General features: G+C 69.9%; 20 protein-coding genes. 6 read left to right on the top strand and 14 right to left on the bottom strand.

All coding sequences use genetic code 11. The annotated features are described in order from the left end of the window. Nucleotides 1–77 precede the first annotated feature (77 nt). Nucleotides 78–965: a winged helix-turn-helix transcriptional regulator gene (locus OG885_RS34035; protein WP_405738059.1), complete on the top strand. Its 888-nt coding sequence runs from the start codon at nt 78–80 to the stop codon at nt 963–965. Here the strand turns inward: OG885_RS34035 and OG885_RS34030 are convergent. The 3 genes from OG885_RS34030 to OG885_RS34020 are packed head-to-tail and all read right to left on the bottom strand — an operon-like array spanning nt 949 to nt 2,880. Then, the gene (locus OG885_RS34030) at nt 949–1,491 is read right to left on the bottom strand and encodes a TetR/AcrR family transcriptional regulator (RefSeq protein WP_405738058.1); all 543 of its coding nucleotides are present in this window, start codon (nt 1,489–1,491) and stop codon (nt 949–951) included. The two genes, OG885_RS34035 and OG885_RS34030, sit on opposite strands and share 17 nt — an antisense overlap. Next, the gene (locus OG885_RS34025) at nt 1,491–1,811 is read right to left on the bottom strand and encodes a DMT family transporter (RefSeq protein ID WP_399958923.1); all 321 of its coding nucleotides are present in this window, start codon (nt 1,809–1,811) and stop codon (nt 1,491–1,493) included. Before OG885_RS34025 ends, OG885_RS34030 begins: the two co-directional genes overlap by 1 nt. 40 nt (nt 1,812–1,851) lie before the next feature. Next, nucleotides 1,852–2,880, bottom strand: coding sequence for a sulfotransferase family protein (locus OG885_RS34020; RefSeq protein WP_405738057.1), 1,029 nt, complete (start codon nt 2,878–2,880; stop codon nt 1,852–1,854). 231 nt (nt 2,881–3,111) lie between these two features. Here OG885_RS34020 and OG885_RS34015 point away from each other — a divergent pair, with 231 nt between their 5' ends. After that, nucleotides 3,112–3,936: an AbfB domain-containing protein gene (locus OG885_RS34015; RefSeq protein ID WP_405738056.1), complete on the top strand. Its 825-nt coding sequence runs from the start codon at nt 3,112–3,114 to the stop codon at nt 3,934–3,936. Between the two features lie 55 nt (nt 3,937–3,991). On the opposite strand, the gene OG885_RS34010 is transcribed toward OG885_RS34015, so the two are convergent. The 8 genes from OG885_RS34010 to OG885_RS33975 are packed head-to-tail and all read right to left on the bottom strand — an operon-like array spanning nt 3,992 to nt 10,564. Then, nucleotides 3,992–4,324, bottom strand: coding sequence for a metal-sulfur cluster assembly factor (locus OG885_RS34010; protein ID WP_020130530.1), 333 nt, complete (start codon nt 4,322–4,324; stop codon nt 3,992–3,994). After that, nucleotides 4,321–4,800 carry a Fe-S cluster assembly sulfur transfer protein SufU gene (gene sufU, locus OG885_RS34005; protein ID WP_405738055.1) on the bottom strand — a complete coding sequence of 160 codons (480 nt, stop codon included), beginning with the start codon at nt 4,798–4,800 and terminating at the stop codon, nt 4,321–4,323. The genes OG885_RS34010 and sufU overlap by 4 nt, the downstream gene beginning before the upstream one ends. Nucleotides 4,801–4,815: 15 nt before the next feature. After that, nucleotides 4,816–6,072 carry a cysteine desulfurase gene (locus OG885_RS34000; protein WP_399958930.1) on the bottom strand — a complete coding sequence of 419 codons (1,257 nt, stop codon included), beginning with the start codon at nt 6,070–6,072 and terminating at the stop codon, nt 4,816–4,818. Beyond that, the gene (sufC, locus tag OG885_RS33995; RefSeq protein WP_405738054.1) at nt 6,069–6,833 is read right to left on the bottom strand and encodes a Fe-S cluster assembly ATPase SufC; all 765 of its coding nucleotides are present in this window, start codon (nt 6,831–6,833) and stop codon (nt 6,069–6,071) included. Before sufC ends, OG885_RS34000 begins: the two co-directional genes overlap by 4 nt. A gap of 7 nt (nt 6,834–6,840) precedes the next feature. Beyond that, nucleotides 6,841–7,158 carry a bifunctional 3-phenylpropionate/cinnamic acid dioxygenase ferredoxin subunit gene (locus tag OG885_RS33990; RefSeq protein ID WP_399958934.1) on the bottom strand — a complete coding sequence of 106 codons (318 nt, stop codon included), beginning with the start codon at nt 7,156–7,158 and terminating at the stop codon, nt 6,841–6,843. Then, nucleotides 7,158–8,339 carry a Fe-S cluster assembly protein SufD gene (gene sufD, locus OG885_RS33985; RefSeq protein ID WP_405738053.1) on the bottom strand — a complete coding sequence of 394 codons (1,182 nt, stop codon included), beginning with the start codon at nt 8,337–8,339 and terminating at the stop codon, nt 7,158–7,160. Before sufD ends, OG885_RS33990 begins: the two co-directional genes overlap by 1 nt. 60 nt (nt 8,340–8,399) lie before the next feature. After that, complete coding sequence (sufB, locus tag OG885_RS33980; RefSeq protein ID WP_405738052.1) at nt 8,400–9,824, bottom strand: Fe-S cluster assembly protein SufB; 1,425 nt, start codon at nt 9,822–9,824, stop codon at nt 8,400–8,402. Continuing rightward, nucleotides 9,821–10,564, bottom strand: coding sequence for a helix-turn-helix transcriptional regulator (locus tag OG885_RS33975; protein WP_405738051.1), 744 nt, complete (start codon nt 10,562–10,564; stop codon nt 9,821–9,823). The genes sufB and OG885_RS33975 overlap by 4 nt, the downstream gene beginning before the upstream one ends. 161 nt (nt 10,565–10,725) lie before the next feature. Between OG885_RS33975 and OG885_RS33970 the strand changes: the two genes are divergently transcribed. The 4 genes from OG885_RS33970 to OG885_RS33955 are packed head-to-tail and all read left to right on the top strand — an operon-like array spanning nt 10,726 to nt 14,315. Further along, nucleotides 10,726–11,523: an aminoglycoside N(3)-acetyltransferase gene (locus OG885_RS33970; protein WP_405738050.1), complete on the top strand. Its 798-nt coding sequence runs from the start codon at nt 10,726–10,728 to the stop codon at nt 11,521–11,523. Between the two features lie 45 nt (nt 11,524–11,568). Next, nucleotides 11,569–12,492: an ABC transporter ATP-binding protein gene (locus tag OG885_RS33965; RefSeq protein ID WP_405738049.1), complete on the top strand. Its 924-nt coding sequence runs from the start codon at nt 11,569–11,571 to the stop codon at nt 12,490–12,492. A gap of 50 nt (nt 12,493–12,542) precedes the next feature. After that, entirely contained in the window at nt 12,543–13,259 is a 717-nt protein-coding gene (locus OG885_RS33960; protein WP_405742997.1) for an ABC transporter permease, read from the top strand. A 54-nt stretch (nt 13,260–13,313) separates the two neighbouring features. After that, nucleotides 13,314–14,315 carry a COX15/CtaA family protein gene (locus OG885_RS33955; protein ID WP_405742995.1) on the top strand — a complete coding sequence of 334 codons (1,002 nt, stop codon included), beginning with the start codon at nt 13,314–13,316 and terminating at the stop codon, nt 14,313–14,315. Here OG885_RS33955 and OG885_RS33950 read toward each other — a convergent pair. The 3 genes from OG885_RS33950 to OG885_RS33940 all read right to left on the bottom strand — a co-directional run bounded on the left by OG885_RS33950 (nt 14,270) and on the right by OG885_RS33940 (nt 16,605). Beyond that, nucleotides 14,270–15,010 carry a nucleotidyltransferase gene (locus tag OG885_RS33950; RefSeq protein WP_405738048.1) on the bottom strand — a complete coding sequence of 247 codons (741 nt, stop codon included), beginning with the start codon at nt 15,008–15,010 and terminating at the stop codon, nt 14,270–14,272. The genes OG885_RS33955 and OG885_RS33950 overlap by 46 nt on opposite strands. A 56-nt stretch (nt 15,011–15,066) precedes the next feature. Continuing rightward, on the bottom strand, nt 15,067–16,173 hold the full coding sequence (locus OG885_RS33945; RefSeq protein ID WP_405738047.1) for an amidohydrolase family protein: 1,107 nt from the start codon (nt 16,171–16,173) through the stop codon (nt 15,067–15,069). A 99-nt stretch (nt 16,174–16,272) separates the two neighbouring features. Then, entirely contained in the window at nt 16,273–16,605 is a 333-nt protein-coding gene (locus tag OG885_RS33940) for a hypothetical protein (RefSeq protein ID WP_405738046.1), read from the bottom strand. Nucleotides 16,606–16,619: the final 14 nt, after the last annotated feature.

Below are 16,619 nucleotides of genomic sequence, written 5' to 3'. Positions count from 1 at the left end.
AGTTAGTTCCCTTTGGGAACTGACTATGTCAGCATGACAGCCTCGGGGCAACGCCGCAGACGAAGGGACGGGACGCCATGGCCCGCAGGACGAGCCTGGAGGACGCCACCTGTGCCATCGCCCAGGCCCTGGACGTCGTCGGTGACTGGTGGACCCTGCTGATCGTGCGCGACACCGCCCGCGGGGTGCATCGCTTCGACGAGCTCCAGCGCGAACTCGGCATGTCCAGGAAGGTGTTGACGGAACGGCTGCATCTCCTCGTGGACGCCGAGGTACTCACCCGGGTGCCCTACCAGGAGCGGCCCGTACGGTACGAGTACCGGCTCACGCCGCGCGGCCACGCCCTGCTCCCCGTCCTCGTCGCCCTCCAGGACTGGGGCGACGCCTGGGTCCTCGGTGATGGCGGTACGACGGCCACCGCGGCGGAGGCCTCGGCGGAGGCGCGGCGGGTGCACGAGCTCGTCGGCACCCGGATGCCGGAGCTTCGACTCGTCGACGATCGCGGCGCGTCGCGCGATCCCGTCGCGGACGGCACCCCGTTCACCGTCCTGTACTGCTTCCCCGGCGCCTACGCCCGTGCCGACTCCTATCCGCCGGGCTGGTCGGACATCCCCGGCACGCCCGGCTGCACCCTGGAGTCCTGCACCTACCGCGACCGCCAGGCCGACTTCACGGCGGCGGGCGCCACCGTGCACGGCGTCTCCACCCAACGCCCGGACGAACAGCGGGCGTTCGCCGAGAAGGAGGGGCTGGGCTTTCCGCTGCTCTCCGACGCCGAACTGTCCCTCATCACGGCGCTGCGGCTGCCGACCTTCCGCGCGGCGGGCGCCAGCCGGCTCAAGCGCCTCACCCTCGTGGTCGACCGGGAGCGGGTGGTGCGGGACGTGCAGTATCCGGTGACGGACGTCGCGGGAAGCGTGGACGCGGCACTGGCCACGGTCGGGCGGCTCAGCGGGGCGGAATGATCCGCGCCAGCATCTCGCGTGCGTACGCCTCGTCGTACACCCCGTCCGTCAGCAGCACCTGAAGACAGATCCCGTCCATCAGTGCCGCCAGCGCCCGCGCCGTGACCCGGTCGGTGCGGCGGGCCACCAGCTCGACGAGCTGCTCGGTCCACTCGTCGGCGACCGGACGCAGCGCGGGGCGGCGCAGGGCGGCGAGGTAGAGCTCGTACTCCAGCTCCACTCCGGTGCGGTCGCCGGCCAGCCATTCGCCCATCCAGCCCGCCAGTTCCGCGGCCAGGTCGGCCCGCGGGTCCTCCAGACCGCCGCGCGCCGCGATCACCTTGGCGAAGCCCTCGTTGGCCTGGCGCAGCGCGGCGACCATCAGTTCGTCGAGGGTCTTGAAGTGGTACGTCGTCGAGCCGAGCGGTACGTCGGCCTCGGCGGCGGCCGTGCGATGGCTCAGTCCCGCCAGGCCCTTCTCGCCGACGACCCGGATCGCGGCGTCGATGATCCGCTGGCGCCGCTCGGGGTCGTAGCGGCGGGCCATCAGTGGGCACCGCCCAGGTTCAGCACGACCACCCCGACGATGATCAGCGCGATCCCGGCGGCCTTGGCCGCCGTCATCCCCTCCCCGAGGAACAGCATCCCGATGGTGGCGATGGAGGCGGTGCCGACCCCGGCCCAGATCGCGTACGCGGTACCGACCGCGACCGTCCGCAGGGTCTGCGCGAGCAGCGCGAAGGAGACGACATATCCGAGGACGGTCAGCAGCGAGGGCAGCAGCCGGCTGAAGCCCTCGGTGTACTTCATGGCCGTGGTCGCGGCGACCTCGGCGGCGATGGCTCCCGCCAGCATCAGATACCCCATGTGTACGAGTGTACATAACGCCGCTCCCAGGTCGTGCGCCTCACGCCCTGAACTCCGAGGTCGTGACCGGCCGGGCCGCCGAGACGGGGCCCGGTTCACGCACCCGCGCCAGTCGGTCGAGCAGCCGCCGCTTGGCGTGGGCGGCGCGGCGCAGGGCCCAGACCCTGCGGTAGCGGAGCAGTTCGGCGGGGTCGGGGCGGACGGCTCCGCTGAGTTCATAGCCGTTGCGGACGAGGCGTTCACCGAACGCCGCCTCGCACAGGCGTATCTGATCGGGGGTCAGGCGCTGCTGCCAGCTGCCGGCGCGGGTGGCGTCGAGGGCGCCGTGTGTGCGGCTGTGCCAGGTCTTGCGGGCCGGGACGGCCTGGCTCGCCAGGCGACGGGGCTCGGCCATCCGGGGGTCGTACTCCTCGCCCAAGTAGCCGCAGAGAGTGCGCAGTTGCGGCTCGGGGTCGGCCACCAGGTCCTCGAAGCGCAGTTCGTGCCAGCTGTCGGGGCCGAGCCGGCGGGCGTGGCCGCGGGTGGTGTCCATCACCTGCGCCCAGGTGGCGACGGCCTCGTGGAAGCCGCGATGCCACCAGGGCATGCCCAGCAGGGAGGCGACGCAGTCGCGGCCGTCGCGGACCAGGTGCACGAACTGGGCGTCGGGGAAGAGCCGCAGGATCTGCTCGACGTGCAGGGCGTAGGCGGGCCGCTTGTCGCCCCAGCGCGCCTTGCCGTGGTTCTCGGCGTACGCCTTGAGCGTGATGCCGAGCGCGGAGCCGAGGGTGGGCGGTCCGGCCGCGATGCGCTCGGCAACCGCTTTCGCGTCCAGACCCAGCTCATGGAAGCGGGTCTCCTTCCGACCGGTGATCCACTGGGCGAGCCCGGCGCGGTTTCCGGCGTCGCGGAGGTCACCGAAGCGCAGCCGCCGCTCATAGGCGGGCAGCACGAATCGGGTTTCCGGGGGCAGTGCGATGCGCGGGTGCGCGTGCAGCATGAGCTGCAACAACGTGGTCCCGGAGCGGGGGCAGCCGAGCACGAAGACGGGGCGGGTGGCGGGCGGTGCGAGAGAGGCGGAGGTAACCACGCTCCCACGCTGCCGCCGGGTGTTGAGTCGGGGCTGGGAGGGCGCTGAGAAAGCGATGTGGAAGCAGTGGCGAAAGAGATGTGAACACGCCGTGGAGAACGATATGGAAACCGCTCGCTGAAAGGGCTGCTGCGAAGGAAGCCGTTCCACTACTGTGCCGTTTGCTTCACCGTTCACACACCCCCCATCACAGCCGCGGCCTTGCCATGGGCTCCGCCGGAGGAACCGCGCATGCCAGAAAACCAGTCCCGTCCTCCTCAGCCCTGGGAGAACGGGTGGGTCCCCGACCCGTCCCGAGCCCCCGGAACCAGGCGTCTCTATCTCGCGGGCGCACTGGCGGCCGCCACGATCGTCGCCTGTGTGGCGGCGATAGCCTGGACGGACCGGGCCCCTGAGACCCTGTCAGCGCCGCCCCCCTCGGACGGCGCGACGCTGCCCGGTCTCATCTCCTTCGGCACCCCGTCGCAGACGGAGGCGGCGCCGCCGAAGGGCAAGAGCGGCCTCACCACCGAGGAGGCCACGACCCCGGCCCCCCGCCAACAGGGCTCCACGCCCTCCCCGGCCACGGACCCGACCACCAAGTCCCCGACCTCGCACCCGAGTTCGTCGAACCCCAAGCCCGATCCCAAGCCGGCGACCACCTGGCGCTCCGTCCGCTCGGTCAACTACCCCGACCGCTACTGGCATGTGAGCGGCGGCTATGTGAAGCTCGACCCCCTCGGCGGCTCGGAATCCCGTGAGGACTCCACCTTCAAGCTGGTCAAGGGCCTGGCCGACAGCTCCTGCTACTCCTTCGCCACCGCCGACGGCCAGTACCTGCGCCACCGCAGCTTCGTCCTGGTCGCCAACCGCAACGACGGCTCGGCCCAGTTCCGCCAGGACGCCACCTTCTGCGCCCGCGCCTCGTCGATCCCCGGCGCGATCAACCTGGAGTCGGTGAACTACCCCGGCCGCTTCCTGCGCCACCAGAACTTCCAGCTCAAGCTGGACCCGTACCAGTACGGCGACCTGTACCGCCAGGACTCGGCGTTCCGCCTGGTGGACGGGCTGGCCTGAGCGCACGGAAGGGGGCCGCGGCACCACGCCACGGCCCCCTTCACCCACTGCTGTGTCAGACGTTGAACCCGAGCGCCCGAAGCTGCTCACGCCCGTCGTCCGTGATCTTGTCCGGGCCCCACGGCGGCATCCAGACCCAGTTGATGCGCAGCTCGTTGACGAGGCCGTCCGTGGCGGACTTGGCCTGGTCCTCGATGACATCCGTCAGCGGGCAGGCCGCCGAGGTCAGGGTCATGTCGATCGTCGCGATGTTCGCGTCGTCGATGTGGATGCCGTAGATCAGGCCCAGGTTGACGACGTCGATGCCCAGTTCGGGGTCGACGACGTCGTACAGCGCCTCGCGGACCTCTTCCTCCGAGGCCGGCTTCATCTCAAGCGTCTCGCTCATGCCGTCTTCCTTTCGGCGTCGGCTCCGCCCAGGGCCTGGGCCGTCGCGTCCTTCCACGCCATCCAGCTGAGGAGGGCGCACTTCACCCGGGCCGGGTACTTGGAGACACCGGCGAACGCGACCGCGTCCTCCAGCACCTCCTCCATCGCGTCGTCGGGCTCGATCCTGCCCTTGGACTGCATCAGCTCCAGGAAGGTCTCCTGGATCCGCTGCGCGTCGGACAGGTCCTTGCCGACCAGGAGGTCGTTCAGGACCGAGGCCGAGGCCTGGCTGATCGAGCAGCCCTGGCCCTCGTACGAGATGTCCGCGATCTGCGCAGTGCCGTCGCCGAAGGCATACTTCACTCGCAGCGTGATCTCGTCGCCGCACGTCGGGTTGACGTGGTGCACCTCGGCGTCGCCATCCCGAAGACCGCGCCCGTGCGGGTGCTTGTAGTGGTCCAGGATGACTTCCTGGTACATCGAATCAAGCTTCACGACTCAGCCAGCTCCTCAGCCGAAGAAGTTCCGTACGTGCTCCAGACCGTCGACCAGAGCGTCGATCTCGGCCGGCGTGGAGTACAGATAGAACGACGCTCGCGTGGTCGCGGGAATTCCGTACCGGAGGCAGACCGGGCGGGCGCAGTGGTGACCCACACGGACCGCGATGCCCTGCTCGTCCAGTACCTGGCCCACGTCGTGGGGGTGGATGTCACCGAGCGTGAAGGAGATCGCCGCGCCCCGGTCCTCGGCCGTGGTCGGGCCGATGATCCGCAGGTCCGGTACCTCGTTGAGCTTCCGCACCGCGTACTCGGTCAGCGCGTGCTCATGGGCGAGGATCTTGTCCATGCCGATCGAGTTCAGGTAGTCGATCGCCGCGCCGAGTCCGACCGCCTGCGCGATCGGCGGGGTGCCCGCCTCGAACTTGTGCGGAGCGGGAGCGTACGTCGACGAGTGCATCGACACCGTCTCGATCATCTCGCCGCCGCCGAGGAACGGAGGCAGGTCCTCCAGGAGCTCCTGGCGGCCCCAGAGCACGCCGATGCCCGTCGGACCGCACATCTTGTGACCGGTGAAGGCCACGAAGTCGGCCTGCAGGGCCTGTACGTCCAGCGGCATGTGCGGAGCGGCCTGGGAGGCGTCGATGCAGACGAGGGCGCCGACTTCCTGCGCGCGGCGGATTATCGTCTCGACCGGGTTGACCGTGCCCAGGATGTTCGACACCAGCACGAAGGAGACGATCTTCGTCTTCTCCGTGATGATCTCGTCGATGTTGGACAGGTCGAGCCGGCCGTCGTCGGTGAGGCCGAACCACTTCAGCTTCGCGCCCGTGCGCTGCGCGAGCAGCTGCCACGGCACGATGTTGGAGTGGTGCTCCATCTCCGTGATGACGATCTCGGTCTCGGCGTCCACGCGGTAGGGCTCGTCGGCCCAGCCCAGCATGTTCGCCACGAGGTTGAGCGACTCGGAGGCGTTCTTGGTGAAGATCACCTCGTCGCGCGAGGGCGCGTTGATGAACGCGGCGACCTTGTCACGCGCGCCCTCGTACAGCGCCGTGGCCTCCTCGGCGAGCACATGCACACCGCGGTGGACGTTGGCGTTGTAGCGCTCGTAGTACTCGCTCAGGGCGTCCAGCACCTGGCGCGGCTTCTGCGAGGTCGCCGCGTTGTCCAGGTACACGAGCTTCTGACCGTCGTGGACCTGGCGGTCCAGGATGGGGAAGTCCTTACGGATCGCCTCGGTGTCGAGGAGGCCCGGCAGCTGTGTCACTCGGATGCGCCACCCTTCGTGTAAGCCTCGTAGCCCTCGGCCTCGAGCTTGTCGGCGAGCTCGGCGCCGCCGGACTCGACGATCTTGCCGTTGGCGAACACGTGCACGTGGTCGGGCTTGATGTAGCGCAGGATGCGCGTGTAGTGCGTGATCAGCAGGGTGCCGACCTCGCCGGTCTCGCGGACGCGGTTGACGCCCTCGGAGACGATGCGGAGGGCGTCGACGTCCAGACCGGAGTCCGTCTCGTCGAGGATCGCGACCTTCGGCTTGAGCAGTTCGAGCTGGAGGATCTCGTGGCGCTTCTTCTCACCGCCGGAGAAGCCCTCGTTGACGTTGCGCTCGGCGAAGGAGGTGTCCATGTTGAGGCGCTCCATGGCCTCCTTGACCTCCTTGACCCAGGTACGCAGCTTGGGGGCCTCGCCGCGGATGGCGGTGGCGGAGGTGCGCAGGAAGTTGGAGACCGAGACACCGGGGACCTCGACCGGGTACTGCATGGCGAGGAAGAGACCGGCGCGGGCGCGCTCGTCGACGGACATCTCCAGGACGTCCTCGCCGTCGAGGGTGACGGTGCCGCCGGTGATCGTGTACTTCGGGTGACCGGCCAGCGAGTAGGCGAGGGTCGACTTGCCGGAGCCGTTGGGGCCCATGATGGCGTGCGTCTCGCCCTGCTTCACGGTCAGGTCGACGCCCTTGAGGATCTCCTTCGTGGCGTTGTCGGCCTCGACGGTGACGTGCAGGTCGCGGATTTCAAGCGTTGCCATGGGTGCCTCAGGACTCCTGGTTGAGGGAGACGAGCACGTCGTCCCCTTCGATCTTTACGGGGTATACGGGGACGGGGCGCGTCGCGGGAAGGCCGGACGGCTTGCCGGTGCGGAGGTCGAAGCTGGAGCCGTGCAGCCAGCACTCGATCTGACAGTCCTCCACCTCGCCCTCGGAGAGGGAGACGTTCGCGTGGGAGCAGATGTCGTGGATGGCGAACACCTCGCCCTCGGTCTGCACGACCGAGACCGGCGTGCCGTCGAGTTCCACCCGCTTCGGGGTGTCCTCCTCCAGCTCGCTCAGCCCACAGGCGCGTACGTACGTCATCAGACCGTGGCCTCCAGCTCGGCCTCGATCTTCTCCAGCAGCCGCGCCTCGATGTCCTCGACGCCGATCTGCTGGACCAGTTCGGCGAAGAAGCCGCGGACCACCAGACGGCGGGCCTCGTCGGCGGGGATGCCGCGGGCCATCAGGTAGAAGAGCTGCTCGTCGTCGAAGCGGCCGGTCGCGGAGGCGTGTCCGGCGCCGACGATCTCGCCGGTTTCGATCTCCAGGTTCGGCACCGAGTCGACCCGGGCGCCGTCCGTGAGGACCAGGTTCCGGTTCATCTCGTAGGTGTCCGTGCCCTCGGCCTTGGCCTCGATGAGCACGTCGCCGATCCACACCGCGTGGGCGCCGTCGCCCTGGAGCGCGCCCTTGTAGACGACGTTGGACTTGCAGTGCGGGACGTTGTGGTCGACCAGGAGGCGGTGCTCCTGGTGCTGGCCGGCGTCCGTGAAGTACAGCCCGAACAACTCGGCCTCGCCGCCGGTGCCGGCGTAGGTCACGCGCGGGTGCAGGCGTACGACGTCGCCGCCGAAGGTGACGACGACCGACTTGAAGGAGGCGTCGCGGCCGATGAGCGCGTTGTGCTGCGCCACGTGCACGGCCTTGTCGTCCCAGTCCTGGACGGAGACGACGGTCAGCTTGGCGCCGTCGCCCAGCAGGTAGTCGACGTTGGCGGCGAGCACGGCGTCACCGGTGTGGTCGATGACGACGACGGCCTCGGCGAAGGCGCCCAGCTCGATCACCTGGTGGGCGAAGGCGGTACCGCCCTCGCCGTGCACGGCGATCCGGATCGGCTCGGTGAGGACCGTCTCCTTGGGGACGGTGATCACGCCGGCCTTCTCGAAGGCCGAGTACGCCTGGGCGGCGATGCGGTCCACCGGGGTGCCCGCCTTGCCGAGCCGGGCGTCGTCGCGGCCGACGGTCTCGACGGTGACGCCCTCGGGGGCCTGCACCTCGACCTTCAGGCCCTCGCCGGTGGCGACGGCGGTGCCGTCGTGCAGCCCGCGCAGGCGCTCCAGCGGGGTGAACCGCCATTCCTCCTCGCGACCGTGCGGGACCGGGAAGTCCGCCACGTCGAAGGACGGGGGCGCGCTCATGCGCGTGGCGACGGTCGACTCGGCGGCAACGGCCACCGCGCCGGCGGTGGTGGACCCCACCGGGATGTTCTGAGCCTCAGCCATGGCTGTCGTCATGCTCGCTTTCTGACGCTAATAAGACTTACGACGGTGAGTGGGCCGGACTTAACCGACCGCACCCTCCATCTGGAGCTCGATCAGCCGGTTGAGTTCCAGCGCGTACTCCATCGGCAGCTCCTTCGCGATGGGCTCGACGAAGCCGCGCACGATCATGGCCATCGCCTCGAACTCGGAGAGACCACGGCTCATGAGGTAGAAGAGCTGGTCCTCGGAGACCTTGGAGACGGTCGCCTCGTGGCCCATGGACACGTCGTCCTCGCGGACGTCCACGTAGGGGTACGTGTCGGAGCGGGAGATGGTGTCGACCAGCAGCGCGTCGCACAGCACGTTGGACTTGGAGCCGTGGGCGCCCTCGCCGATCTCGACGAGACCGCGGTAGGAGGTACGGCCACCGCCACGCGCCACGGACTTCGACACGATGTTGGAGGAGGTGTTCGGCGCCATGTGGACCATCTTGGAGCCGGCGTCCTGGTGCTGGCCCTCGCCCGCGAAGGCGATGGAGAGGGTCTCGCCCTTGGCGTGCTCGCCCATCAGGTAGACGGCCGGGTACTTCATGGTGACCTTGGAGCCGATGTTGCCGTCGATCCACTCCATGGTCGCGCCCTCGTACGCCACGGCGCGCTTGGTGACCAGGTTGTAGACGTTGTTCGACCAGTTCTGGATGGTCGTGTAACGGCAGCGGGCGCCCTTCTTCACGATGATCTCGACGACCGCGGAGTGCAGGGAGTCCGACTTGTAGATCGGGGCCGTGCAACCCTCGACGTAGTGGACGTAGGCGTCCTCGTCGACGATGATCAGCGTCCGCTCGAACTGGCCCATGTTCTCCGTGTTGATCCGGAAGTAGGCCTGGAGCGGGATCTCCACGTGCACGCCCTTCGGCACGTAGATGAAGGAGCCACCGGACCACACCGCGGTGTTCAGCGACGCGAACTTGTTGTCGCCGACCGGGATGACCGTGCCGAAGTACTCCTTGAAGAGCTCGGGGTGCTCCTTCAGGGCGGTGTCGGTGTCGAGGAAGATGACGCCCTGCTCCTCCAGGTCCTCACGGATCTGGTGGTAGACGACCTCGGACTCGTACTGGGCGGCGACACCGGCGACGAGGCGCTGCTTCTCCGCCTCGGGGATGCCGAGCTTGTCGTACGTGTTCTTGATGTCCTCGGGCAGGTCCTCCCAGGACTCCGCCTGCTTCTCCGTGGAGCGCACGAAGTACTTGATGTTGTCGAAGTCGATGCCCGACAGGTCCGAGCCCCAGTTCGGCATGGGCTTCTTGTCGAACAGGCGCAGGCCCTTCAGACGGAGCTTGGTCATCCACTCCGGCTCGGACTTCTTGGCGGAGATGTCCCGGACGACGTCCTCGTTGATGCCGCGTCGCGCCGAAGCACCGGCCGTGTCGGAGTCCGCCCAGCCGTATTCGTACTTACCCAGGCCCTCGAGCTCGGGGTGGGCAGTCTCCTCGATGGGGAGAGTCATGCGGGGTTCCTCCCGGCCGTGCTTGCAGATGCGTTGTGTGTGGTGTGGGAAATCTTGGGGATGAACGTCGTGCAGACGCCGTCACCGTGCGCGATGGTCGCCAGTCGCTGGACGTGCGTTCCGAGCAGCTGGGAGAAGATCTCGGTCTCCGCCTCGCAGAGCTGCGGGAACTTTTCCGCGACATGGGCGACGGGGCAGTGGTGCTGGCACAGCTGCTCGCCGACCGGTGCGCTGCGCGCCGTAGCAGCGTACCCGTCCAGGCTCAGGGCCTTGGCCAGGGCTTCGGTGCGCTCCTCGGGGGCGGCGGCCTCGATGGCCCGCCGGTAGGCGGTGGCCTGCTCGGCGATCCTGGCGCGCGCGAAGGCGACGACGGCTTCGTCCCCGCCGAACCGCTCCCGGATGAAGTTGAGGGCGTCCGCGGCGAGCTTGTCGTACGACTGGTCGAAGGCGTCGCGGCCGCAGTCGGTGAGCGCGAAGACCTTCGCGGGACGCCCGCGCGTGCGGGCGCCGTAGACCTTCTGCTCGCGTGCCTCCACGACGTCGTCGGCGACCAGCGCGTCGAGATGCCGGCGTACGGCGGCCTGGGTGAGGCCCAGCCGGCCGGCCAGCTCGGCGACGGTCGACGGCCCGTGGTCCAGGATGGATCGCGCGACTCGGTTGCGGGTGGACCGCTCACCGGTCGCGAGCTCCTCCTGAGGGGCCCCCGTGGGGGTCTCCCGAGCCTCGCCGACGTTTTTCACAACGCCATTGTTGCGTAATTCCTCAGGGCCGGGCAACCCGCGCCCTGGTCGATCAACGGTGGAGTGCATCACTTAGGTAAGGCTGACCTGACCTGCGGAAACGATCTTTGATCGATCAATTCGGTGGCATGCGCCGAGCCCTTCCGGGACACTCCACAACCATGCCCACACCCCCTCCGACCGGCCCTCTTGTCACCCGCGGCACCGTGGCCGCGCAGCTGCGCGAGCTGGGAGTCCGAGACGGCGAGATCCTCCTCGTGCACTCCTCCCTGAAGTCCCTCGGCTGGGTCTGCGGAGGCCCCGTCGCGGTCGTCCAGGGATTTCTCGACGCCCTGGGCCCGACGGGCACCTTGGTGGTCCCCACCCAGACCGGCGAGCTCTCGGACCCGGCCCTGTGGAGAAACCCGCCGGTGCCCGAGGAGTGGTGGGACCCGATCCGCGCGTCCATGCCGCCGTACGACCCACTCGTCACCCCCTGCCGCCATGTCGGCGTGCTCCCGGAGACCGTGCGCACCTGGCCGGGGGCCCTGCGCAGCGCACACCCGCAGACGTCGTTCGCGGCGCTCGGCGCACACGCGCGTGAGGTGATCGACGGCCACGCCACCGACTGCCGGCTCGGCGAGCGCAGCCCCCTCGCCCGCCTCGAAGCGCTCCACGCGCGCGTGCTCCTCCTCGGCGCCGGCTACGACACCTGCACCAGCTTCCACCTCGCCGAGTACCGCATACCGTCCCCGCTGGTGAAGGTCGGCCGCCCCGGTCCGGCCGGCTGGGAGACGGTGACCGAGGTGTCGATCACCTCCGACCGTTTCGACGAGCTCGGCCACGACTTCGAACGGGACCGCCCCGTCGTACGCGGCACGGTGGGCGCCGCCGACGCACGGCTGTTCCCCGTGGCCGACGCGGTGGCGTACGCGGAGCGCTGGCTGGCGCTGCACCGCCCCCGTGCGGAGGAGATCTGAACCCGGCGACCGGAGCCGCCACCGTCGTACCTAGACTCTTGAGCCATGCGAAGTGAGCCCGTGGTCCAGGTCCAGGCCCTGGTGAAGCGGTACGGCACGAAGACCGCGGTGGACGGCCTCGACCTGGTGGCCAAGGCGGGCGTGACCGCCGTACTCGGACCCAACGGCGCGGGCAAGACGACGACCGTCGAGACCTGCGAGGGGTACCGCAGGCCGGACTCCGGCGTCGTGCGCGTCCTGGGTCTCGACCCGGTCCGGCAGTCCCGCGACCTGCACACCCGGATCGGCGTGATGCTCCAGTCCGGCGGCGTCTACTCGGGCGCCCGCGCGGACGAAATGCTCCGCCATGTCGCCAAGCTGCACGCCAACCCCCTGGACGTGGACGCCCTCATCGAGCGCCTGGGACTCGGCGGTTGCGGCCGTACGACGTACCGCCGCCTCTCGGGCGGCCAGCAGCAGCGGCTGGCGCTGGCCATGGCCGTGGTGGGCCGCCCGGAACTGGTGTTCCTGGACGAGCCGACCGCGGGCCTCGACCCGCAGGCCCGCCGCGCCACCTGGGACCTGGTCCGTGATCTGCGCGCGGACGGCGTCTCGGTCATCCTCACCACGCACTACATGGACGAGGCCGAACAGCTCGCCGACGACGTCGCGATCATCGACGCGGGCCGGGTCATCGCCCAGGGCTCCCCCGAGGAGCTGTGCAAGGGCGGCGCCGAGAACACCCTCCGCTTCACCGGCCGTCCGGGCCTCGACGTCGGCTCCCTGCTGAAGGCGCTCCCGGCGGACTGCACGGCCGCCGAGCTGACGCCGGGCTCGTACCGGGTCGGCGGCAAGGTCGACCCGCAACTGCTCGCCACCGTCACCTCCTGGTGCGCGCAGCACGGCGTGATGCCGGAGAGGATCTCGGTCGAGCGGCACACGCTGGAAGACGTATTCCTGGAACTTACGGGCAAGGAGCTGCGCTCGTGACCGCGACCGGTACGTACACCCCGAAGCCGGGTGCGGCCCCCCTGGGGCGCATGATCGCGGCGCAGGCGGCACTCGAGACCAGGATGCTGCTGCGCAACGGCGAGCAGCTCCTGCTGACGGTCGTGATCCCGACCCTTCTGCTCGTGCTCTTCAGCTCGGTCGACATCGTCGACACGGGCGCGGGCGAGGCGGTGGACTTCCTCGCCCCCGGCATCCTCGCGCTCGCGGTGATGTCCACGGCCTTCACCGGTCAGGCGATCGCGACGGGCTTCGAGCGCCGCTACGGCGTCCTGAAGCGGCTGGCCGCCTCACCGCTGCCCCGCTGGGGTCTGATGACGGCGAAGACGCTGTCGGTGCTGGTGACGGAGATCCTGCAGATCGTGCTGCTGACGGTGATCGCCTTCGCGCTGGGCTGGGACCCGCAGGGCAATCCGTTGGCCGTGCTGCTCCTGCTGATCCTCGGTACGGCCGCCTTCTCGGGCCTGGGTCTGCTGATGGCCGGCACGCTCAAGGCAGAGGCGACGCTCGCCGCGGCCAACCTGGTCTTCCTGCTGTTCCTCGTCGGCGGCGGTGTCATGGTCCCGATGGACAAGTTCCCCTCCGGCGCGCAGGACGTGCTGGGGCTGCTGCCCATCTCGGCCCTGTCGGACGGTCTGCGGGACGTGCTTCAGCACGGGGCCGGGATGCCGTGGGGTGACCTGGGGATTCTCGCGGTGTGGGCGGTCCTCGGGCTCGCCGCGGCCGGCCGGTTCTTCCGGTGGGAATAGGCCCCTCGTGAAAGCGTGCACAAGCGGCCCCCTACGATGGACCCCGTGCCAAAGATGACCCGCGCCGACGCCACAGCAGCCGCGCGCAACCCCCTCGCCTTCATCGCCGCACGCTGGACCCCGGAACCCCGGACGGTGCGGCGGGCGGCCCTCGCCGCGCTCGTCATGTCGGTGGTCATCGTGGTCACCGGCGGTGCCGTGCGGCTCACCGGCTCGGGCCTCGGCTGCCCGACCTGGCCCAAGTGCACCGAGGACTCGCTGACCACCACCAGCGAGATGGGCCTGCACGGCTACATCGAGTTCGGCAACCGCATGCTGACGTACGTCCTGTGCGCCGCCGTCGGCTGGGCCATCATCGCCGCCCGCTCGCAGAAGCCCTACCGCCGCAGCCTGACCCGACTGGGCTGGACGCAGTTCTGGGTCGTGATGGGCAACGCGATCCTCGGCGGGATCGTCGTGCTGGTCGGTCTGAACCCGTACACGGTCGCCGCGCACTTCCTGCTCTCCACCGCCCTGATCGCGGTCGCCACGGTGATGTGGCAGCGCACCCGTGAGGGTGACGACGCACCGCGTCCGCTGGTCGGCGCGTCGGTGCAGCAGCTGGTGTGGTTCCTGGTCGCCGCGTCCGTCCTGCTGATCGCGGTGGGCACGGTCGTGACCGGCTCGGGCCCGCACGCGGGCGACTCCAGCGAGGTCGAGCGGATGCCGCTGGACTGGGAGACGGTCAGCAAGCTGCACGCCGTCCTGGCGTGGATCGTGGTGACGCTGACGTTCGCCCTGTGGTTCGTCCTCAAGGCCGTCGACGCCCCCAAGGGCCCGCTGGACCGCACCCGCGACCTCTTCCTGATCCTGCTCGCGCAGGGTGTCATCGGTTACGTCCAGTACTTCACCGATCTGCCCGAGATCCTCGTCGGCGTGCACATGTTCGGTTCCTGCCTGGTGTGGATCGCGGTCCTGCGGGTGCTCCTGGCACTGCGCGAGCGGCCGGAGATCGAGCTCCAGCTGCCGGGTCAGCCGTACGCCGCCACGAGTTCGTCGATCGCCGGTCCCAGGTAGTTCCGGGTCATTTCGCCCCGGCGCACCGCCCACTCCTCGGTGGTCGGCGTCGGCCTCCTGTCATAGCGCCGCTCGCGGATGTCCTCGACGACCTCGACGGGTGCGCCGAGTTCCGGCAGCAGCTCCAGCGCCTCCCGCTTGGAGAGCAGCCGTCCGTCGCGCAGGGTGGCGGTCGCGCGGGCGAAGGTCGTCAGGCCCACGTCGACCCAGGGGGCCTGCCGCCACCGCTCCGCCTTGCCGAGCTTGGGCCGCCAGAAGTCACGCTGGTCGCGTACGACGAACTCGTCGAGCTCCAGGTCCGACACCGGCGGCAGCAGCTCGGCGGGCGCCTTCCCGTGCAGCACCCGCCCGAAGGTGTGCAGTTCACGCCGGGTCACCGGGGTGACGGGCCGCTTGAACAGCTGCTCGTGCGCCCAGGTCAGATGGGACCGCCCGGAGCCCTCGACGACGTCCGGCGTCAGATAGGTGCAGTGCAGGAGTCCGGCGAGCGGCTCGTCGCGCAGCCGGGCGTGCAGCGTCGCCAGCCGCCAGACGGTGCGCGGGGTGAGCGGGGCGTGCAGGACGGCGATGAGGTCCAGGTCGCTGCGGCCCTCCTGGTAGTCGCCGCCGGCGACCGATCCGTGCGCCCAGACGGCGATCGGGTCGACGGGGGCGAGGCCGGACAGGAAGCGGTCGAGTAACGCGTCGGTCTGCATCCCCCCATCCTGTACAGCCCGCACGAGCCCGTACACCCCGCAACACCCCGGACGCCTCACTCCAGCCCGTAGACCCTGCGGGCGTTCCCCGCCGCGATCAGCCCCGCCACCCGCTGGGCGTCCGCGAGCGACCACGCGCCCTCGGCGACCCAGGTGCCGAGCACCCGCCCGAGCGCCTCGCGGAACAGCCGCGCACCCACGACATGCAGTTCCGGCAGGCCCTGGGCGCCGCTGGAGAAGAGGATCTTGCCGAAGGGGGCGAGTTCGAGGATCTCGGCGAGGACGGTCGCCGCGCGGGCTCCCGTACGCACGAGCGCCGCGCCGGAATCGGCGTAGACATGCGGGAAGACGCCCGCGAGGTGGGCGGCGTGGCGATGGTACGGGTAGCCGTGCAGCAGGACCAGGTCGGTGCCGAGGCCCGCCGTGGCGCGGACGAAGTCGGTGAGCAGGACCGGGTCCGTGCGGTCGATCCGCTGGCCGGGCTCACCCAGGCCGGCGTGCAGCTGGAGGGGCAGTCCCGAGGCGACGGCGATCCACAGCAGGTGCCGTAGCAGCACCGGATCGGTCAGGTGGCCGCCCACCCGGCGGCCCGCGAGCCACCGCCCGGCCGCGCCCCGCACCTCACCCGGGCCGGGTGGCTCGGGGGCGAGGGCGAGTCCGTGCCGTACGCCCGCCACCGAGGTGAAGGCGACCGCGCCGGTGGCCGCCCCGTGCACGGATTCCGCGAGGTTGGCGAGGAAGGACTCGACGGTGCCGGAGGTGTCGGCGACCTGTTCGGCGAGGAGTTCGAGCCGCACGATCTCGCGGGCCTCGGCGTCCGACGCCACCGCCATCTCGTCGGGGCCGGTCAGATCGCCGGGCAGGCCCGCGTCGACGAGATACGTCGTGATGCCACTGCCCCGCAGCAGCCTGCGGCCCGCTTCCAGTACGCCGAGTTCACGGCGCCGGGCGAGATAGCGGGCGGGCGGGCAGTGCGGTTCGAGACCGAGCAGGGGTGGACACCATCGGCGTACGGCGAAACCGGTCTGGGTGTCGAAGAGCGTCGTACCGGGGGCGGGCGGGCCCTCGGTACGGGCCAACTGGGCCTCGAAGGTACCGAGGCCCAGCTCGGTTCTCAGTACGCCGTGGCAGTACTGGTCCACGAGGGACGGCGTTTCGATCATCCGGGCTCCCGTGACTGGACCATGTCCTCTCACGGGGCCTAACGGGTGAACGGGGTGTCAGGTGTTGCTCGGACACACCCCGTGCGAAACCGGCGTGCCTCAGGCGTTGCTCGGTCCGCCCACCTGGATGCCCGCCATGCGGGTCCACTCGTAGCGGCCGGTCTTCACCTTCGCCGCGAACTCGCCGTCGAAGTCCTCGTGGACGGTGATGCCGGACTTCTCGACGGCCTGCCGGGCGATGTCGTACGTCGGGGCGACCAGGTTGCCCCAGTTGCCGTCCTCGCCGACGAGGGCGATCCGGGCGCCGGTCTGGCCCAGGTAGGCCACCTGGCCCTCGGCGCCGCCGTGTGCCTTGGAGAAGGCGGTGATCTGCTTGGCGAGCTTGGCCGCCCTGCGGTCCGCCTTCGCGTCAACCTGCTGCGTGTCTGCCATGGCCAGGATGCTAC

Origin of the sequence: Streptomyces sp. NBC_00028, assembly GCF_045041065.1 — a bacterium.
Lineage (GTDB): Bacteria > Actinomycetota > Actinomycetes > Streptomycetales > Streptomycetaceae > Streptomyces.
Note: the sequence above shows the minus strand (reverse complement) of the source record. Positions and strands in the feature narration are given on the sequence as shown.